General features: G+C 66.8%; 18 protein-coding genes. 5 read left to right on the top strand and 13 right to left on the bottom strand.

Annotated elements, in window-relative coordinates; genetic code table 11:
- Nucleotides 1-33 precede the first annotated feature (33 nt).
- Both PSA7680_RS11755 and PSA7680_RS11750 read right to left on the bottom strand, forming a co-directional pair.
- Complete coding sequence (locus PSA7680_RS11755) at nucleotides 34-513, bottom strand: hypothetical protein (protein WP_085868913.1); 480 nt, start codon at nucleotides 511-513, stop codon at nucleotides 34-36.
- Nucleotides 510-2,477, bottom strand: coding sequence for an ethylmalonyl-CoA mutase (locus PSA7680_RS11750; RefSeq protein WP_085868912.1), 1,968 nt, complete (start codon nucleotides 2,475-2,477; stop codon nucleotides 510-512). The genes PSA7680_RS11755 and PSA7680_RS11750 overlap by 4 nt, the downstream gene beginning before the upstream one ends.
- A 248-nt stretch (nucleotides 2,478-2,725) precedes the next feature.
- Here PSA7680_RS11750 and PSA7680_RS11745 point away from each other — a divergent pair, with 248 nt between their 5' ends.
- From PSA7680_RS11745 to PSA7680_RS11725, 5 genes are all read left to right on the top strand, one after another.
- Nucleotides 2,726-4,123 carry a 1-acyl-sn-glycerol-3-phosphate acyltransferase gene (locus PSA7680_RS11745; RefSeq protein ID WP_085868911.1) on the top strand — a complete coding sequence of 466 codons (1,398 nt, stop codon included), beginning with the start codon at nucleotides 2,726-2,728 and terminating at the stop codon, nucleotides 4,121-4,123.
- Nucleotides 4,124-4,259: 136 nt separating this feature from the next.
- Nucleotides 4,260-5,543 carry a crotonyl-CoA carboxylase/reductase gene (gene ccrA, locus PSA7680_RS11740; protein ID WP_085868910.1) on the top strand — a complete coding sequence of 428 codons (1,284 nt, stop codon included), beginning with the start codon at nucleotides 4,260-4,262 and terminating at the stop codon, nucleotides 5,541-5,543.
- A 400-nt stretch (nucleotides 5,544-5,943) separates the two neighbouring features.
- Entirely contained in the window at nucleotides 5,944-6,669 is a 726-nt protein-coding gene (locus tag PSA7680_RS11735) for a helix-turn-helix transcriptional regulator (RefSeq protein WP_085868979.1), read from the top strand.
- 89 nt (nucleotides 6,670-6,758) lie between these two features.
- The gene (locus PSA7680_RS11730) at nucleotides 6,759-7,391 is read left to right on the top strand and encodes an acyl-homoserine-lactone synthase (protein ID WP_085868909.1); all 633 of its coding nucleotides are present in this window, start codon (nucleotides 6,759-6,761) and stop codon (nucleotides 7,389-7,391) included.
- 56 nt (nucleotides 7,392-7,447) lie between these two features.
- Nucleotides 7,448-8,971 carry an ATP-dependent DNA helicase gene (locus PSA7680_RS11725; RefSeq protein ID WP_085868908.1) on the top strand — a complete coding sequence of 508 codons (1,524 nt, stop codon included), beginning with the start codon at nucleotides 7,448-7,450 and terminating at the stop codon, nucleotides 8,969-8,971.
- Between the two features lie 18 nt (nucleotides 8,972-8,989).
- Here the strand turns inward: PSA7680_RS11725 and PSA7680_RS11720 are convergent, their stop codons facing one another.
- The 11 genes from PSA7680_RS11720 to PSA7680_RS11670 form a co-directional block, all read right to left on the bottom strand.
- Entirely contained in the window at nucleotides 8,990-9,760 is a 771-nt protein-coding gene (locus tag PSA7680_RS11720) for a TIGR02186 family protein (protein ID WP_085868907.1), read from the bottom strand.
- Nucleotides 9,760-10,677 carry a sulfite exporter TauE/SafE family protein gene (locus PSA7680_RS11715; RefSeq protein WP_085868906.1) on the bottom strand — a complete coding sequence of 306 codons (918 nt, stop codon included), beginning with the start codon at nucleotides 10,675-10,677 and terminating at the stop codon, nucleotides 9,760-9,762. Before PSA7680_RS11715 ends, PSA7680_RS11720 begins: the two co-directional genes overlap by 1 nt.
- 87 nt (nucleotides 10,678-10,764) lie before the next feature.
- On the bottom strand, nucleotides 10,765-11,730 hold the full coding sequence (locus PSA7680_RS11710; RefSeq protein ID WP_085868905.1) for an ABC transporter permease: 966 nt from the start codon (nucleotides 11,728-11,730) through the stop codon (nucleotides 10,765-10,767).
- On the bottom strand, nucleotides 11,730-12,824 hold the full coding sequence (locus tag PSA7680_RS11705; RefSeq protein WP_085868904.1) for an ABC transporter permease: 1,095 nt from the start codon (nucleotides 12,822-12,824) through the stop codon (nucleotides 11,730-11,732). Before PSA7680_RS11705 ends, PSA7680_RS11710 begins: the two co-directional genes overlap by 1 nt.
- On the bottom strand, nucleotides 12,824-14,389 hold the full coding sequence (locus PSA7680_RS11700; RefSeq protein WP_085868903.1) for an ABC transporter ATP-binding protein: 1,566 nt from the start codon (nucleotides 14,387-14,389) through the stop codon (nucleotides 12,824-12,826). Before PSA7680_RS11700 ends, PSA7680_RS11705 begins: the two co-directional genes overlap by 1 nt.
- Before the next feature lie 7 nt (nucleotides 14,390-14,396).
- On the bottom strand, nucleotides 14,397-15,386 hold the full coding sequence (locus tag PSA7680_RS11695; RefSeq protein ID WP_085868902.1) for a BMP family lipoprotein: 990 nt from the start codon (nucleotides 15,384-15,386) through the stop codon (nucleotides 14,397-14,399).
- A gap of 197 nt (nucleotides 15,387-15,583) precedes the next feature.
- Nucleotides 15,584-16,024, bottom strand: a complete 441-nt coding sequence (locus tag PSA7680_RS11690; RefSeq protein ID WP_085868901.1) for a GNAT family N-acetyltransferase — start codon at nucleotides 16,022-16,024, stop codon at nucleotides 15,584-15,586.
- Nucleotides 16,021-16,689, bottom strand: coding sequence for a tRNA (adenosine(37)-N6)-threonylcarbamoyltransferase complex dimerization subunit type 1 TsaB (gene tsaB, locus PSA7680_RS11685; protein WP_085868978.1), 669 nt, complete (start codon nucleotides 16,687-16,689; stop codon nucleotides 16,021-16,023). The genes PSA7680_RS11690 and tsaB overlap by 4 nt, the downstream gene beginning before the upstream one ends.
- A gap of 132 nt (nucleotides 16,690-16,821) precedes the next feature.
- Complete coding sequence (locus PSA7680_RS11680; protein WP_085868900.1) at nucleotides 16,822-17,382, bottom strand: NifU family protein; 561 nt, start codon at nucleotides 17,380-17,382, stop codon at nucleotides 16,822-16,824.
- Between the two features lie 109 nt (nucleotides 17,383-17,491).
- Nucleotides 17,492-17,947 carry a universal stress protein gene (locus PSA7680_RS11675; RefSeq protein WP_085868899.1) on the bottom strand — a complete coding sequence of 152 codons (456 nt, stop codon included), beginning with the start codon at nucleotides 17,945-17,947 and terminating at the stop codon, nucleotides 17,492-17,494.
- Nucleotides 17,948-18,024: 77 nt separating this feature from the next.
- Nucleotides 18,025-18,891: a branched-chain amino acid aminotransferase gene (locus PSA7680_RS11670; protein ID WP_085868898.1), complete on the bottom strand. Its 867-nt coding sequence runs from the start codon at nucleotides 18,889-18,891 to the stop codon at nucleotides 18,025-18,027.
- Nucleotides 18,892-19,027: the final 136 nt, after the last annotated feature.

The raw sequence follows: 19,027 nt of genomic DNA, 5'->3' as shown, positions 1-19,027 counted from the left end.
GCTGTTTCAACGAAAGCGCAGCTATCGCACCGGCTATTGCAGAGGCGGGGCCACGGTGTTGAAGGCCTTGCGCTCCTCGTCCCACACCAGCGCCTCGACGCAGGTGTTCACGTTGGTGCCGCCGCATTCGGAGCCGTGCACCTGGGCGAGCACCACGGTGAAGGGCGCGAAGAGCACCGCCTGCCAGCCCTTGGCCAGCCGGGTTTCCACAGTGTCTCCGACAAGGAAGTTCACCATGCAGCCGCCGGTGCCGCAGAACAGGCTCGCCGCGGAAGAGCAGCTCAGGTAGCCCTCGTCCAGCACCGTATCCAACGTGCCGTCGCCGTTCAGATCCACCCGCCGGACGGCGCCGCGCTCCAGCGTCAGCTCGCCGTTCTCGAAGCTCGCGCAATCGGCGGCGCGCGCCTCGACGATCTCGGCCAGCGGCGCGGGCAATTCCTGCGCGGCGGCGGCAAGGGGCGCGACGGTGAAAGCGGCACAGGCGAGCAGGGCGGGGAGCTTGAAAAAGGTCATTCGGCGGCAACTGCTGTTGGGTCTACGATCCCGACAATGTCGCACATGATCCGGTTCAACTCAAAATCTTTCGGCGTGTAGACGCGCGCCACGCCCATCGCGCGCAGCCGCTCGGCGTCGTCTTCGGGGATGATCCCGCCCACGATCACCGGCACGTGGGAGAGGCCTTCGGCGCGCATCCGGCCCATCAGGTCCTCGATCAGCGGCAGGTGGCTGCCCGAAAGGATCGACAGCCCCACCACGTGGGCCTCCTCGGCCTTGGCTGCCGCGACGATCTCGGCCGGGGTCAGGCGGATACCCTCGTAGGTGATGTCCATGCCGCAGTCGCGGGCGCGGGCGGCGATCTGCTCGGCGCCGTTGGAATGGCCATCAAGCCCCGGTTTGCCGACGAGGAATTTCAGCCGGCGGCCCAGCTTGTCGGACACCGCATCCACCTGTGCGCGGATCTCTTCCAACCCTTCGGTGCGGTTGGAGGGGCTGCGCGACACGCCCGTGGGTGCGCGGTATTGCCCGAAGGTGGAGCGCACCACGTCGCCCCATTCGCCCGTCGTCGCCCCGGCCTTGGCGGCCTTGATCGAGGCGGGCATCACGTTGGCGCCGGAGGCCGCGGCGGCGCGCAGCTCGGCCAGCGCGGCCTGCACGGCCGTTTCGTCGCGCGCTTCGCGCCAGGCGGTGAGCCGGGCGATCTGGTCGGCCTCGGCTTCCGGATCCGCCACCATGATCGCGCCATCGCCCGAGGTGAGCGGGCTTTCGGCGGCTTCCGTCCAGCGGTTCACGCCCACGACGGTGGTTTCGCCCGCCTCGATGCGCGCGATCCGCGCGGCGTTGCTCTCCACGAGGCGCGATTTCATGTAGTCGATCGCGGCAACGGCCCCGCCCATGGCATCGATCTGGGCCAGTTCGGCGCGCGCGCCCTCTTTCAGCGCCTCGACCTTCCGCGTCACCACCGGGTTGCCGTCGAAGAGATCGCCGTATTCCAGCAGGTCGGTCTCATAGGCGAGGATCTGCTGCATCCGCAGCGACCACTGCTGATCCCACGGGCGCGGCAGGCCGAGCGCCTCGTTCCACGCCGGAAGTTGTACCGCGCGCGCGCGGGCGTTTTTCGAAAGCGTCACCGCGAGCATCTCGATCAGGATGCGGTAGACGTTGTTCTCCGGCTGCTGCTCGGTCAGCCCGAGCGAGTTCACCTGCACCCCGTAGCGGAAGCGGCGGAATTTCGGATCCTCCACGCCGTAGCGATCGCGGCAGATCTCGTCCCACAGTTCCACGAAGGCGCGCATCTTGCACATCTCGGTGACGAAGCGGATGCCCGCGTTCACGAAGAAGGAGATCCGCCCCACCATCTGCGGGAAGGCCTTGGCGGGCACCTTTTCCTTCAGGTCGTCCAGCACCGCCGTGGCGGTGGCGAGGGCGAAGGCCAGTTCCTCCTCCGGCGTCGCACCCGCTTCCTGCAGGTGGTAGGAGCAGACGTTCATCGGGTTCCACTTGGGCAGGTGCTCGCGCGTATAGGCGGCCACGTCGGTGATCATCCGCAGCGACGGCTTGGGCGGGCAGACGTAGGTGCCGCGGCTCAGGTATTCCTTGATGATGTCGTTCTGCACCGTGCCCTGGAGCTTGCTGACATCGGCGCCCTGTTCCTCGGCCACCGCGATGTAGAGCGCCAGCAGCCAGGGGGCGGTGGCGTTGATCGTCATCGAGGTGTTCATCTGTTCGAGGGGGATGTCGTCGAACAGCGTGCGCATGTCCCCCAGGTGGCCGACCGGCACGCCCACCTTGCCCACTTCGCCGCGCGCCAGCTCGTGATCGGAGTCGTATCCCGTCTGCGTCGGCAGATCGAAGGCCACCGAAAGCCCCGTCTGCCCCTTGGCGAGATTGGTGCGGTAGAGCGCGTTGGATGCCTTGGCCGTGGAGTGGCCGGCATAGGTGCGGAAGAGCCAGGGGCGATCTTTCTGGATCTCGGTCATCGGGGCCTCGCGGGTTTCGCGTTGGGTAATTTTATTCTGTTCCGGTGTTGATACGTGGAATTTCGTTACCTTGTCAATTCGCTGCGTTGCGGCACGGCTGAAATTTCTGCACCTGCATAGCACATCGGCGGCGCGGCTGCAGGATGCCTTCGGATTTTCGGCAACGCTGGCCCGGAAAATTGCCGCCCCGCTTGCAGCCCGGGCGCAATAGCTGTTTTCGGTGGCTGTTTTCTGCGCAAGGGTAACCCATGCTCCAGACCGTCGAGATCCCTCTCTGGCTGTTGATCCTGATCCTGCTCTTCGCGGCGGTCACCGCCCTGAGCCATTTTCTTCTGCCCAGCGTGCGCTGGTTCTTTCGCCGCCGCATGGAGCGGGCGGTGGCCCGGCTGAACACGCGGCTCGAACGCCCGATCCAGCCCTTCAAGCTGGCGCGCCGCCACGACATGATCCAGCGGCTGATCTACGATCCGGAAGTGATCGAGGCCGCCGGCGCCTGGGCGCATGAGAACGGCGTGCCCGAGAACGTCGGTTTCGAGACCGCCCGGCGCTACGCGCGCGAGATCGTGCCGCGCTTCTCGGCCACGGCCTATTTCGGCTTCGCCATCCGGCTGGCGCGGTTCATCTCGCGCACCGCCTACACGGTGCGCACCTCCAGCGCCGACGAAGCGGCCCTGAAAGGGATCGACAAGGACGCCACGGTGATCTTCGTGATGAACCACCGCTCCAACATGGATTACGTGCTCGTCACCTACCTGGCCGCAGAGCGCTCCGCGCTCTCCTACGCGGTGGGGGAATGGGCGCGGGTCTGGCCGCTCACCGCGCTGATCCGGGCGATGGGCGCCTATTTCATCCGCCGCAAGAACAGCAACGATCTTTACCGAAAGGTGCTGGAGCGCTACGTGCAACTGGCCACCAAGGGCGGCGTGACGCAGGCGGTGTTTCCCGAAGGCGGCCTCAGCCTCACCGGCGAGATGCGCCCGGCCAAGCTGGGCATCCTCAGCTACATCGTCAGCGATTTCGATCCGGCCGGGAAGGATGTCGTCTTCGTGCCGGTCTCGCTGAACTACGACCGCGTGCTGGAAGACAGGATCCTGACCGAAGCCCATACCGCCGGCGATCGGCGCTTCCGCTTCGGGCTGCCTTCCGCGCTGGGCTTCCTGCTGCGGCAGCTGCGCTTCAAGCTCACCGGGCGGTTCCACCGCTTCGGCTACGCGGCGGTGCGCTTCGGCCGGCCCCTGTCGCTGCGTGGCTTCCGGGAGAGTTCCGGCGGAGATGCCGAACTGACCCGCAATCTCGGGCGCGAGCTGATGCGGCGCATCGGGCAGGGGATGCCGATCACGCCGGTGCCGCTGGTGGCGCAGGTCGTGGCCGTGGCCGGCGCGCCGATCCCGAGGCAGGAACTGGAGGCGCAGGTCAAGGCCCTGGCGCGGCGGCTCAACGACAGCGGGTTTCCCCTGCAACTTCCCCGCGGCGATGCCGGGCTGGCCGTGGAGATGGGCCTGAAAATCCTGCTCCTGCGCCGAATCCTGCTTGAGGAAGAGGAGGGGATTCGTGCCAACCCCGAGGAGCGGGCCTTGCTGGAGTTCTACGCCGCCGGGGTGAGGCAGTTGCTGGAAAACAAGGATTTTTCTGCGCTGCCGCAGTAGTTTCTGCGGTCGCAAGGTCATAAAATTACAAAAATGACCTCACTGAGGTTGCATAATTGCTTTGCCGTCGGTATCTCATGATCAAGCGCAGCGCGATTCTGCGTTGCGGCACAAATTGACCTGACAGGAGGTTCGCATGGCACTGGATACGAACTCGGCGATCGCACCCTACGACGCGCCCGAAAAGGAACTCTACGAAATCGGCGAGATCCCTCCGCTGGGCTACGTGCCCGAGAAGATGTACGCCTGGGCCATCCGCCGTGAACGCCACGGCGAGCCCGAGCAGGCCATGCTTCAGGAAGTGGTGGACGTGCCCCGCCCCGACAGCCACGAGGTGCTGGTTCTGGTGATGGCGGCGGGCGTGAACTACAACGGCGTCTGGGCCGGGCTTGGCATCCCGATTTCGCCCTTCGACGTGCACGGCGCGCCCTACCACATCGCAGGCTCCGATGCGTCCGGCATCGTCTGGGCCGTCGGCGACAAGGTGAAGAACTGGAAGGTGGGCGACGAGGTCGTGATCCACTGCAACCAGGACGACGGCGACGACGAGCACTGCAACGGCGGCGACCCGATGTTCTCCGACAGCCAGCGCATCTGGGGCTACGAAACGCCCGACGGCTCCTTCGCGCAGTTCACCTGCGTGCAGGCGCAGCAGCTGATGCCGCGCCCCAAGCACCTGACCTGGGAGGAAAGCGCCTGCTACACGCTGACGCTGGCCACCGCCTACCGGATGCTCTTCGGCCACCACCCGCATGAGCTGAAACCGGGCCAGAACGTGCTGGTCTGGGGCGCTTCTGGCGGGCTCGGCTCCTACGCGATCCAGCTGATCAACACCGCCGGCGCCAACGCGATCGGGGTGATCAGCGAGGAAGACAAGCGCGATTTCGTCATGAGCCTCGGTGCCAAGGGCGTGATCAACCGCAAGGAGTTCAACTGCTGGGGCCAGCTGCCGAAGGTGAACACGCCGGAATACAAGGAGTGGTTCAACGAGGTGCGCAAGTTCGGCAAGGCGATCTGGGAGATCACCGGCAAGGGCGTGAACGTGGACATGGTCTTCGAACACCCCGGCGAGGCCACCTTCCCGGTCTCGACCTTCGTCTGCAAGAAGGGCGGCATGGTCGTGATCTGCGCCGGCACCACCGGCTACAACCTGACGATGGACGCGCGCTACGTCTGGATGCACCAGAAGCGCATCCAGGGCAGCCACTTCGCCCACCTGCAGCAGGCCGCCGCCGCCAACCGCCTGATGGTGGAGCGCCGTCTGGACCCGTGCATGTCGGAGGTCTTCCCCTGGGCGGAGATCCCGCAGGCCCACACCAAGATGCGCCGCAATGAGCATCTTCCGGGCAACATGGCGGTGCTCGTTCAATCGCCGCGCACCGGTCTGCGCACCCTTGAGGAAGCGCTCGAAGCGAAGTAAAGCAGCGCTCCAAAGTCGCGTTCCCTCGTGACGGAAGCAACCGGCGGCATGCACCCTGCATTCCGCCGGTTTTGCTTTTCAGGCGTTCGATTCCAGCAACTTGCGGAAGCGGACCCCACCATTTTTACCGGGGTGGAAACTGCGAATTTCTGCCAGTTTCAGGCCCGTGCTAGGGTGGATTCCAGTGCGGATTAACCCTCCATTAACCTGAATGAACGACTGTCGAAGATGCGAAACGATTGGATCATAGATGTTCTGACAGACCTGCGGAACTTCGCGCGCCAGAACCAGATGGATGCGCTGGGGCGCCAGCTGGAAGCCGCCCGCAGTGTGGCCATTCAGGAGTTGTCTGCCTCGGTCTTCCGGAACTCTGCGCAGAGCGTTGGGGGCGCTGGCGGCGATGAACGTGCAGGTGATGGAGCAGATCGAAGGCCTTTCGGAGGCCCGGACGCTTGAACGCCTGCAGCAGGCCATCTTCGGGCTGCGCGATCTCTTCCAGACCGACCACGTCGTCTACCACTCGCTGAACTCCACCGGCGATCAATACGCTGTCCTCACCTATGCCGACAGCTGGGTATCCCGATACGTCCAGCAGGGCTATGCGCGTATTGATCCCGTGGTGGGGGGCTGCTTCACGCGGTTCAGCCCGGTGGAGTGGAAATCGCTGGACTGGTCGTCGAAGGCGGCCCGGTCATTCCACGGCGAGGCGCTCTCGGCCGGAGTGGGATCGCAGGGCCTCTCGGTGCCGATCCGCGGGCCGAAGGGCCAGTTCGCCATCTTCACCGTCAATCACAGCTGCTCCGACGAAGCGTGGCGGAAATTCGTGAAGGCGAATGCCAACGACCTGCTGCTGATTTCCCACTACATCAACCAGCGCGCGCTGGACATCGAGTCGCAGCCCGAAACCGAGCAGGAAAGGCAGGCGCGTCGGCCGCTCTCGCCCCGCGAAGCCGATGCGCTGCGGCTGCTGGCACTGGGTCTGAACCGGGCGCAGGTGGCCGACAGGCTCACCATCTCCGAGAACACCCTGCGCAGCTACATCGAATCGGCGCGGCTGAAACTGGGCGCCTCCAACACCACCCACGCGGTGGTGACGGCGCTTTCGCAGGGGCTTCTGCCGATCTGATCCGGCAGCCAGCGCGCGGCGCGTTTCTGCGGCGTTTACCACCGGCTTGCTAGCCCTTTCCCCAACGATTGCCATCGAGGGGGAAAGCCTTGCTACGTTATCTCTACGCCCGCGAACTGGGTGCATACCCGGTGCTCGCCGCCGGCATGTTCCGTGATCGCGCCGCGCAATTCTCCACCCGCCTGGGCTGGGAAGTCTCGGTGAATGCCGCCGGCGAGGAGCGCGACGCCTACGACGCGCTCGATCCGCTCTACGTGATCTGGCAGGGCTCCGACGGGCGCCACCTCGGGTCGATGCGGTTCCTGCCCACGCGGGGGCCGACGATGCTGAACGATCACTTCGGCGATCTGCTGGAGGGGCAGCCGCTGCGGGACGGCAAGATCTGGGAATGCACGCGCTTCTGCCTCGCGCCCGGCGCGGGGGCAGAGGTTTCGGCGGCGCTGATGCTGGGGGGCGCCGAGGTGGGCCGCGCCTACCGGCTGAACCACGCCGCCGGGGTGTTCGATGCGCGCATGATCCGGATCTACCGACGGCTCGGCTGGGGGCCCGTGATCCTCGGCAGCCGGGGCCAGGGCCGCGACCGGGTGAGCCTCGGGCTCTGGCCCTTCTCGGAGCCGATCCGGCGCCATCTCGCGCGGCGGGCGGGCATCGATCCGGCCCTGTCCGCGGCGTGGTTCAACGGCAGCCGGCTGGCCGGCGAGCCCCTGGCGCAACCGGCCTGACGGGTTGGCCCCGAAGGGTGCTGGCGCTGCCATTCGCGCCGCTGTAGGGTCGCGCCATGAGCCTTCCCGCCGTGATATTTTCCGAAGACCAGGCCGAAGCCTACGACCGCGTCGCCGAAGAGCTGCGCGGCGCGGGAATCGACCTTGACGACAGCCTCCTCACTCCGCCTGCCTCGAGCCGGAGCAGCGTTCTGGCCGTGATCGGCAAGGCCGGTTCGGGCAAGACGCTTCTGCTCGCCCGGCTCTACAAGGCGCTGGAAGAGGCCGGCGTCGAGGTGGTGTCGGGCGATTACGAGGGCCGCCGCCGCAAGGAAAGGCGAACGCTGGCGATTCTCGCGCCCACCAACAAGGCCGCCAGCGTGCTGCGCAACCGCGGCGTGCCGGCCACCACGATCCACCGCATTCTCTACACGCCGGTCTACGATCCGGAATACGAGCGCATCGCCGACTGGCTGGCCGGCAATGGCGAAAAGCCCGAGATCGAAGGGCTGACGGAACAGGCGCTCGAGCGGGCCAGGGCCTTCTACGAAAAGAACAAGTCCATCCCCGGCGCACTGGCCGCCGCGGGGCTGCGCGGCTCCGATTTCATCACCGGCTGGAAGCGGCGCGAAGATCCGCTGGACATCGGCTTCATCGACGAGGCCTCGATGCTGGACGAGCGCCAGTTCAACGACCTCAAGGAGATCTTCCCCACGCTGGTGATCTTCGGCGATCCGGCGCAGCTGGCGCCGGTGGGGCAATCCGGCGCGATGGTGTTCGAGACGCTGCCGAAGGAGCGCCAGCTGGTGCTCAACCGCGTCCACCGCCAGACACAGGACAACCCGATCCTCGATCTCGCCCATGCGCTGGCCGATCCCGAGATCGGTTTCGAAGCCTTCGAACGCATGGTGGAAGACACCGCCCGCAGGGATGAACGCGTGGTCTTCGCCCAGCGGGTGGAAAGCGAGCTGATGGCGCGCAGCCCGGTGCTCGTGTGGCGCAACGCCACGCGCGTGCGGCTGATCCAGGCCTTCCGAAACGCCTATGGCGCGCCGCCGGATGATCTGCTGCCCGGCGAGCCGCTGATCTGCGACGGGATCGAGCTTCCGATGAAGCACCGCAAGAAACGCATCGATCTGGAAGCGCGCGGGCTGATCAAGGGGGCGCAGGTGATCTACCTCGGCCCCGGCCGCAAGCCCGGCTTTTCGCGGCTGCATGTGCTGGGGGCGGAAGATCCGCGCGTGGGCGCGGCCTCCATCGTGAAGATCGAGTTCCCGGACGAGGAAGAGCCCTTCATCCCCTATGCCGCCCGCATGGGGGCGACCTTCCTGCATGGCGCTGCGGTGACGATCCACAAGGCGCAGGGCTCGCAGTGGGACACGGTGCAGGTCTTCGCGCCCGATCTCTACGCGGCCGCGCGCATGGGGCGCAGCGAGGCCGGCCAGCCCCTCTGGAAGCGCCTCGCCTACGTGGCGATCACCCGCGCCGAACATCGCCTGCACTGGGTGGTGCGCAACCGTCTGGCGCTGCCGTCCGGGCCGCTGAGCGTGGACGATCTGGAGGTTGCGCCGACGCAGCTCACCCTCGAAAGCGAGGGCTGAGCCGGCCCGCCCCAGCCGTTAGTTGCGCAGCGCGGCGAAGGCGGCGGAGGCGCCCCAGCCCGCGGCGATCGCCAGGATCAGCGACAGGAAGCCGTAGAGCAGCGCTTGTTGATGGGCGAGGTTGTAGAGGATCCGCTCCAGTCCGACCTTCCTGACGTCCAGCACCGTTTCATAGGCGTCCACCACCGCCCCGTCGCGGGTCAGGAAGATGCGCGCGGTGTAATCGCCCTCGGTGAGGTTCGCCGGCAGCGAGATCGAGGTGGAAAAGAGCGTCTGGTCGGAGATTTCCACCGTGCCTTCCAGCAGCTGGTAGAGCTCTTCCTCGGTGCGGATCCGGATCAGCGCCTCGGTGAAATTCCCTGAGTCACTGATCGTGGCCGGCGCGCCGACGGAGCGGATCGCCCGCGGCGTGGAGATCTTGTAGCGCAGGTCTTCGGTGTTGGTGAGGATCTCGGAGAGGGGGGCGGATGTGGCCACGGCGTAGAAGCTCGGGGCGGAGTCCACCTCCACGCTGTCGGTGTTGACCCAGATGCCCATCTGGCGCGATTTGCGCCGCACCATGACCGGCACCTGCGGGCCGGACACCGCGACGATCACCTCCAGGGGCGGGCCTTCGGGCAGGGGGGCTTCGCGTTTGACGGCGCCGAAGATCAGGATGTCGGAGCCGTCGAAATTCGCGGTGATGGCCACCTGGTTCTGCGACAGGCCGGCCACCACCTCTTCCGCGCCGAGATCGGCGGGCAGGGTGGCGAAGGCCAGCAGGAGGGTGCTCAGCAGGCGGCGCAGCATCAGCCTGCCCCCAACGGCGCGAGGGAGTAAAGCTCCTGCGGGCGCAGCAGCAGCTCCAGCGCCAGCTTGCCGCAGACCAGCAGCACGAGGCCCGCGAGCAGCACGCGCAGCTGCTCGGCCCTCAGCTTCGTGCCGATGCGGGTGCCGATCTGCGCCCCGACGACGCCGCCCAGCAGCAGCAGCAACGCGAGCAGGATGTCCACGGTGTGGTTGGTGACGGCGTGCAGCATCGTGGTGAAGGCGGTGACGAAGATGATCTGCAGCAGCGAGGTGCCCACCACCACCTTGGTGGGCATGCCCAGCAGGTAGATCATCGCCGGGACCATGATGAAGCCGCCGCCCACGCCCATGATCGCAGAAAGCACGCCCACCAGCGCGCCCACCATGAGCGGCGGGATCACCGAGATGTAGAGCCCCGAGGTGCGGAATTTCATCTTGATCGGCAGGTTGTGCACCCAGTTGTGCTTGTGCCGCTTCACACGGGCGCCGGGCTTGCCCGCGCGCCGGATCGCGTTGAGGCTCTCCACGAACATCAGCGTGCCGATGATGCCGAGAAAGACGACGTAGAACAGCGTCACCAGCAGATCGACCTGCCCCATGCCCTTGAGCACGTTGAAGATCTTGACGCCGGCGGCGGCCCCGACGAGGCCCCCGGCCAGCAGCACCCCGCCCATGCGCATGTCCACGGTGCGCCGTCGCAGATGTGCGAGCACGCCCGAGACCGAGGAGGCCACGATCTGGTTGGCGCCGGTGGCCACGGCCACGGCGGGGGGGATGCCGATGAAGAAGAGAAGGGGGGTCAGAAGGAAGCCGCCGCCCACCCCGAACATCCCCGAGAGGACCCCGACCAGACCGCCCAATCCCATGAGGAGGAGGAGGTTGACCGAGACTTCGGCGATGGGGAGGTAGATCTGCATTGGCTGTTCCCGCTAACAGGCCTTTCCTTTAGCCGATGCCGCAGGTGCAGCATATAGCCACACCTGCGACAAATCGGATCGATTTTGTCACCGTTCCTTCACGTAGGCCTCGCCACCGGCGCGCGGCGGGATGGCCTTGCCCACGAAACCGGGGAGGATGACGACGGTGAGCATGTAGGGCAGGGCCTGCATGAACTGCACCGGAAGCGTCGCGCCGAGGATGTCGATGTTCTGGTAGCGGTTGCCGATGGCCTCCAGCAGGCCGAACAGCAGACAGGCGCCCAGCGCCTGCCAGGGGCGCCATTTGGCGAAGATCAGCGCGGCCAGCGCGATGAAGCCGCGCCCGGCGGTCATGTCCTTCACGAAGCCGGCGGCAAGGCCGGTGGAAAGGTAGCTCCCCGCGATGCCGCAGAGCACGCCGCAGATGATCACCGCCGTGTAGCGCAGCCGCACCACGGAGATGCCCGCGGTGTCCACCGCGCCCGGATTCTCGCCCACCGCGCGCAGGCGCAGGCCGAAGCGGGTGCGGTAGAGCACCCACCAGGTGAGCGGCACCGCCGCCATCGCCACGTAGACGAGGATCGAGTGGCCCGAGATCAGTTCGGAGTAGATCTGCCCGATCACGGGCACCTCGGCCAGCGCATCGGCGAAGGGCAGGGTAATGTCGGGGAAGCGCCCGCCGCCGATGAGCGAGGGCGTCCGGCCGCCGAGCGCGAACCAGCTCTGGCCGATGACCACGGTCAGGCCCGCGGCGAGGAAGTTGATCGCCACGCCGGAGATCAGCTGATCGCCCCGGAAGGTGATCGAGGCCAGCCCGTGCAGAAGCGCCATCAGCACCGAGGCGAAGATCCCCGCGCAGAGGCCCAGCCAGGCGTTGCCCGTGACCGCGGCCACGGCGGCCGACAGGAAGGCGGCGGCCAGCATCTTGCCTTCGAGCCCGATGTCGAACACGCCGGAACGCTCGGAGAAGAGCCCGGCGAGGCAGGCCAGCAGCAGCGGCGTCGCCAGGCGGACGGTGGAATCGAGGATTTGGATGATCGTCAGGAAATCCATCAGGCCTCTCCCTTCCCGAAGGACAGGAACAGTTTTTCAAGCGGAGCGCGCACCATGTTGTCGAGCGCGCCGGTGAGCAGGATCACGAGGCCCTGGATCACCACGATCAACTCGCGCGGGATGCTCTCCCACAGCGCCAGTTCCGCGCCGCCCTGGTAGAGGAAGCCGAACAGGAGCGCGGCGAGGAAGACGCCCACGGGGTGGTTGCGCCCCATCAGCGCCACGGCGATGCCGATGAAGCCGGCGCCTTCCACCGAGTTGAGGATCAGCCGTTCGGCCTCGCCCATCACGTTGTTGATCGCCATGAGTCCGGCCAGCCCGCCCGAGATCAGCATCGCGATGATGGTGATCTTCACCGGCGAGATGCCGGCGTAGACGGCGGCGCTTTCGCTCTGCCCGAAGGCGCGGATCGCGTAGCCGAGGCGTGTTTTCCAGATCAGCACGTAGAAGCCGATCAGGCAGAGAAGCGCCACGAGGAAGCTGATGTTGGCCGGCGCGTTCTTGTTGAAGTCGATGCCGAAGGGCGCCAGCATCTCGTGGAAGGTGGGCAGATGTGCCCCGGGCGGGAAGGAGCGCGTTTCCGCGGCCATGTTGCCCGGTTCCTTGAGCACGTTGACGAGCAGGTAGCCCAGCAGCGCGGCGGCGATGAAGTTGAACATGATCGTGGTGATAACGATGTGGCTGCCGCGCTTGGCCTGCAGGTAGGCCGGGATCGCGGCCCAGGCCGCCCCGAAGAGCGCCCCGCCGAGGATCGCGGCCGGCAGGGCGAGCGTCCAGTGCGGCCACGGCACCGCGAGGCAGACGAGCGCCACGCCCAGCCCGCCGACGGTGGCCTGACCCTCGCCGCCGATGTTGAACAGCCGCGCATGCGAGGCCACCGCCACGGCGAGGCCGGTGAAGATGAAGTTGGTGGTGTAGTAGAGCGTGTAGCCAAGGCCCCGGCTGTCGCCGAAGGAGCCCTGCACCATCGTCTTGATGGCGACCCAGGGATCCTTGCCGATGGCCCAGATCACGAGGCCCGAGATCAGGAAGGCAAGGCTCAGGTTGATGGCGGGAATCAGAAGAACATCCGCCCATTTCGGCATCTTCTTCATCAGGCGGCTCCCTCGTTCACGCCGGCCATCAGCAGGCCGAGTTCCTTTTCGTTGGTCTGGTGGGGCAGGCGTTCGCCCATGATGTGCCCGTCGAACATCACCGCGATGCGGTCTGCGAGGCCGAGGATCTCTTCCAGTTCCACGGAGACGAGCAGGATCGCCTTGCCCTGGTCACGCAGGGCGACGATCTGCTGGTGGATGAATTCGATCGCGCCGATGTCCACGCCGCGCGTGGGCTGGCCCACGAGAAGCAGGTCCGGGTTGCGCTCGATTTCGCGCGCCAGCACGATCTTCTGCTGGTTGCCGCCGGAGAAGCTCTTCGCCGCCAGCCGCGGGTTGGGCGGGCGCACGTCGAAGCGTTCCATCTTCTCCTGCGTGTCCTTCAGGATCGCCGCGTTGTCCATCAGGATGGCGTTGCGGTTGTAACGCGGATCGTCCTGGTAGCCGAAGGCGACGTTCTCCCAGGCCTGGAAATCGAGGATCAGCCCCTCTGAGTGGCGATCTTCCGGCACGTGGGCGATGCCCTTCTCGCGGCGCGATTTGCCGTCGGAGTGCTTGCCGGTCAGATCCAGCTCCACCCCGTTGAGCTTGACCGAGCCCGTGGCCTTCGCGTAGCCGCCGAGCACTTCCAGAAGCTCGGACTGGCCGTTGCCGGCGACCCCCGCGATGCCGACGATCTCGCCGGCGCGCACGGTGAGGTCGATGCCCTTCACGCGTTCGACGCCCTTGTCGTCCACGACGCGCAGGTTCTTGATTTCCAGGACGTTCCTGCCGGGGTTCGCGGGCTTCTTGTCCACGCGCAGCAGCACCTTGCGACCGACCATGCGTTCGGCCAGATCTTCCGGGCTCGTCTCGCTCGTCTTCACCGTGGCGGTCATCTCGCCGCGGCGCATCACGGAGACGGTATCGGTCACCTCCATGATCTCGCGCAGCTTGTGGGTGATCAGGATGATCGTCTTGCCCTCGTCCTTCAGCCCCTTCAGGATCCGGAACAGGTGATCGGCCTCGTCCGGCGTCAGCACGCCGGTGGGCTCGTCGAGGATCAGGATGTCGGCCTTGCGGTAGAGGGCCTTCAGGATTTCCACGCGCTGCTGGTGGCCGACCGAGAGATTCTCGATCCGCGCATCCGGATCCACGCGCAGTTCATATTCTTCGGAAAGCTGTTTGAGCAGTTTCCGGGCTTTGGCGAGAGAGGGCTTCAGCAGGCTGCCGTCTTCCGCCCCGAGAACGATGTTCTCGAGCACCGTGAAATTCTCGACCAGCTTGAAATGCTGGAACACCATGCCGATGCCGGCGCTGATGGCGGCCTGGCTGTCGGGAATGGCGGTGGGGATGCCGTTGATCAGGATCTCGCCGGAATCGGCCTTGTAGAAGCCGTAAAGGATCGACATGAGCGTCGATTTCCCCGCGCCGTTCTCGCCGATGATCCCGTGGATCGTACCTTTCGCTACCTTGATGGAGATGTCCTTATTCGCCTGCACCGGGCCGAAGGCCTTGGAGATGCCGCGAAGCTCAATGGCGGGGGCGGCAGTTTCCTGCCGCCCCATGTCTGCTTGCTGTGCCATCTGTGGCTTACATCACCGGGCAGGATTCATCGGACATGTAGTCGTGAACCTTGATTTCGCCGGAGATGATGCCGGCCTTGGCGGCTTCCACGGCGGCTTTCATCTCGTCGTCCACCAGGGAAGCGTTGTGTTCGTCCATGGCGACGCCGACGCCGTCGTTGGCGAGGCCCAGAACGGAGAAGCCGGTTTCGAGGTCTTCACCGTCCTTGAAGGCGTTGTAGACGGCCACGTCCACGCGCTTGAGCATGGAGGTCAGAACCTTGCCCGGGTGCAGGTAGTTCTGGTTGGAGTCCACGCCGATGGAGAGGATGCCCTCGTCGGCCGCGGTCTGCAGAACGCCGAGGCCGGTGCCGCCGGCTGCGGCGTAGACGACGTCCGCGCCCTGGCTGATCTGGGCTTTCGTCAGCTCGCCGCCCTTCACCGGGTCGTTCCAGGCCGCCGGGGTGGTGCCGGTCATGTTCTGGATCACGGTGGCGTCCGGGTTGGTGGCCTTCACGCCCTGCACGTAGCCGCAGGCGAACTTGGAGATCAGCGGGATGTCCATGCCGCCGATGAAGCCGACGGTGCCCGTCTTGGAGGCTTTCGCGGCCATCACGCCCACGAGGTAGGAGCCTTCGTGCTCGTTGAACACCACGGAGCGCACGTTGGGCTGATCGACCACCATGTCGATGATGACGAACTTGGTGTCGGGGAAGTCGGGGGCCACGGCTTCCAGGGCGGAGGCGAAGGCGAAGCCGGCCATCACGATCGGGTTGTTGCCGTTCTCGGCGAAGCGGCGCAGGGCCTGCTCGCGTTGGGCCTCGGACTGGAGCTCGATCTCACGGAAGGAGCCGCCGGTTTCCTCGGCCCATTTGGTGGCACCGTTGAAGGCGGCTTCGTTGAAGGATTTGTCGAATTTGCCGCCGAGGTCGAAGATGATGGCCGGATCGGCCAGGGCTGCGCCAGCGGTCAGGGCGAGCGAAGCCGCTGCGCCAAGGAACGTCCGCATCAGGGTCATTAGGAATCTCCCGGTTGTTGTTGTTGGGGCGTCGTATAGGAAGCCACGATACCCCGCCTGTTTGTCCGATCTCAAGAAGATCATCGGGAAATAAGGGGCGGCTGGGCGGCTTTGGTCAACTGCAAATTTTACCGGTTGGTCATATTCGCTGCGTCGCATGGGGGAATCCGCCGTGGCAGGCCCGCGCAAACGGCATTTCAGAGCGCCGGCAGCGCCTTGGACAGCACCAGCGCATCGCTCCGGTGCCCGTCCGCGTGGCGGTAGTAGCCCTTTCGGCGGCCAGATTCGCCATACCCGTTTGACAGATACAGGCCCAGGGCCGGTGCGTTCTCGGCATCCACTTCGAGAAAGGCGGTCCGCGCACCAGCCGCCCGTGCGGCGGCCTCGAAGGCGGCCAGAAGCGCCCGCCCATGGCCCGCGCGCCGAGCCTCCGGGGCCACGGCGATGGTCAGCAACTCCGCCTCGCCGGCCACGGCCCGCCCCAGCGCGAAACCCTCCGCGCGCGCGGCGAGGAAGCAGGCCGGGTCCGCCAGCAGGGCGGCGAATTCATCCGCTGTCCAGGGGCGGGTGTCGCGGAAGGCCCGCGCGTGGAGCGCGGCCAGCGCCTCGGGGGCGGCTGGCGCTTGCGGAGCCGTCATGGATCGAGCAGCGCCGGCGGGGCGTCCCGTGCCGGGGCGGCGTCGGCGGCGCGCAGGTAGAGCGGAGCGGGGCGATGCCGCGCGCAGGCCGCGGGATCCCGGGCAAGGCGGTCCGCCGCGATCCGGGCGATGGCCTCGGCGAGCGGGGCCGCCGGTGGCGCGACGGTGGCGCCGATCCGTGCGGCGACCTCCTGCGCGCCGGAGCCGATGCAGCGTGCCGACGCCCCCGCGAAGCCGGCGGGCAGCTCGGCGATCTCGCGCAGCTGGGCCGGGATCGCGGCCTCGGTGCCGAAGCCCTCCACGTAGGCCTTGCCGCGCCGGGCGTCCACCGCGGCGAGCACCGGGCCTTCCGTGCCGAAGGCCGCCGCCTCCAGCGCGCTCACCCCGATGGCGGGGCGGCCGAGCGCGAGCGCCAGCCCCCGCGCGGCGGAAACCGAGATGCGGATGCCGGTGAAATTGCCCGGCCCCGTGCCCACGGCGATCGCCGAGAGCTCCCCGTAGCCGAGACCGGCTTCGGCCAGTACCTCCTCGATCAGCGGGAAGAGTCTTTCGGCCTGACCCTTGGCCATCTCTTCGAAGCGGTGCACGCGCAGATCGCCCCCGGCGAGGAGGGCGGCGGTGCAATGGGCGGCGGAAGTGTCGAAGGCGAGGAGCGTGGCTGTCATGGGATGCGCATGGCACGAAAGCAAAGGGCGCCGCAAGTGCAGCGCCCCGTCTGGTTGGTCGGTGATGCGGCCGATCATGGGGCCGGTGCGCTTGTTTCTGGCCTGCCGTCAGGTCCGGCCTCGGCGCTGCACTCAGGCGGCGACCGGGCGCACCTCGAGCACTTCCGGGATGTAGTGGCGCAGCAGGTTCTCGATGCCCATCTTCAGCGTCAGCGTGGAGGAGGGGCAGCCGGCGCAGGCGCCCTGCATGTGCAGGTAGACGATGCCGCGATCAAAACCGTGGAAGGTGATGTCGCCGCCGTCCTGCGCCACGGCGGGGCGCACGCGGGTGTCCAGCAACTCCTTGATCTGGTTCACGATATCGGAGTCCGGGCCGTCGTGGGCGGCGTGGCCGGCGGCGGCGTTCTCGCCCTCCATCACCGGGGCGCCGGATTGGTAGTGCTCCATGATCGCGCCGAGGATGGCGGGTTTAACGTGATCCCACTCGGTGGCGTCGGCCTTGGTGACGGTCACGAAATCATTGCCGAAGAACACGCCCGTCACGCCCGGCACGGCAAAGATGCGCTGCGCCAGCGGCGAAGACCCGGCGGCCTCGGGCGAAGGGAAATCGGCGGTGCCGGTTTCCAGCACGGGGCGGCCGGGCAGGAATTTCAGCGTCGCGGGGTTCGGGGTGGACTCGGTTTGAATGAACATCGAAAGGCCTCTCGTCTGGGCTTCAGATATGCGCGCTCGCAGCGGAACTGTCAAGATTTGGAACGGTTCTAAACTGGGCGCCGGCGCGGCGGCTCCAGCGGCGGCCCGTTCAGGTGATGCTTTCCAGCCGCTCCTTGGACAGATCGCCCGGCACGATGGTGATCGGGATCGGCAGGGTGCCGGAGGATCGGGTGAGTTGGGTCACGAGCGGGCCGGGGCCCTGTTTGCCGGTGCCGGCGCCCAGCACCAGCACCCCGATCTCGGGATCTTCGCGGATCAGCTTGAGGATCTCCGGCACGGCCTCCCCCTCGCGGATGATCAGCTCCGGGTCCACGTTCTGGCGATCGCGCATCCATTTGGCGAAGACCTCGAAATGCACCTCGATGCGCTCGCGGGCCTCCTGGCGCATGATGTCGCCCACGCCGATCCAGTGCTGGAATTCCTCCGGCGGAATCACGGCGATGATGGCGACGCCGCCGCCCGTGTGCGCCGCGCGCATGGCGGCGAAACGCATGGCGTTGAGGCATTCGCGGCTGTCATCCAGAACCACGAGAAATTTACGCATTGCGCCCTCCTGTCTTGCCGGCGGAGTGTTGCGCAAAGCGCGTGGCGTGACAACAGCTTATGGCGGCGGCGCGCGGCTCAGGCGCGCTGCGAGAGCGCCCAGTCCCAGTAGAGCGCGCGGGCCCGCCGGGTGACGGGGCCGATCTGGTAGGAGGTGTCCTCGAAACCGGTGACGGGGGTGACCTTCATCATGTTGCCCGTCAGGAAGACTTCATCGGCGGCGTGGAAATCCTCGAAGCTCAGAACGGTTTCATGCACCCGGAGGCCGTCGGCGCGCAGGTTGGCGATGTGGCGTGCGCGGGTGATCCCGGCGAGGAAGGTTCCGTTGGGGATCGGGGTGAAGATCTCCCCGTCGCGGACCATGAACACGTTGGCGGTGGCGGTTTCGGCCACGTTGCCGAGCGCGTCGGCCACCAGCGCGTTGCCGAAGCCCTTGTCGCGCGCCTCCGCCAGCATCCGGGCGTTGTTGGGGTAGAGGCAGCCGGCCTTGGCGTTCACCACGGCGTCTTCCAGCACCGGGCGGCGGAAGCGCGTGCGGCAGAGCGTGGTGGCGGTTTCGGGCGGCGCCATGGGGATTTCCTCGAGCGCGATCGCGAAGCCGGTGGCGCCCTGTTTGGGCAGAACGCCGAGGTGGCCGCCCTCCAGCGCCCAATACATCGGGCGGATGTAGACGGCGGCGCTTTTGGGATAGGCCGAGAGCCCTTCCCAGACGATGGCGACCATCTCTTCGGCGCTGACGGTGGGGGTGATCATGAGCGCCTCGGCGGAGGCGTTCACGCGCCGGCAATGGGCCAGCAGATCGGGGGCCACGCCCTCGAAGTAGCGGGCGCCGTCGAACACGGAGGAGCCCAGCCACATGGCGTGGTCCGCCGCGCGCATCACCGGGATGTCGCCCTTGTGCCAGCGGCCCTCGAAATAGGTGTGCACGTTGCTGCCCGTCGCCATGGTGGCCTCCGATCCATTGTCTGCCTTGCGCGGACCCTAGCGGCATTCGGGGCGAAGCTGAACCCGCTCCGGCGGCAAAAAAAAGGAGCCCCCGGCGGCGGGGCCGGGGGCGCAGAACAGGGCGCCTCGGGCGCCC

The sequence above is a fragment of the Pseudoruegeria aquimaris genome (assembly GCF_900172235.1).
In the GTDB taxonomy this organism is placed as follows: domain Bacteria; phylum Pseudomonadota; class Alphaproteobacteria; order Rhodobacterales; family Rhodobacteraceae; genus Pseudoruegeria; species Pseudoruegeria aquimaris.
Note: the sequence above shows the minus strand (reverse complement) of the source record. Positions and strands in the feature narration are given on the sequence as shown.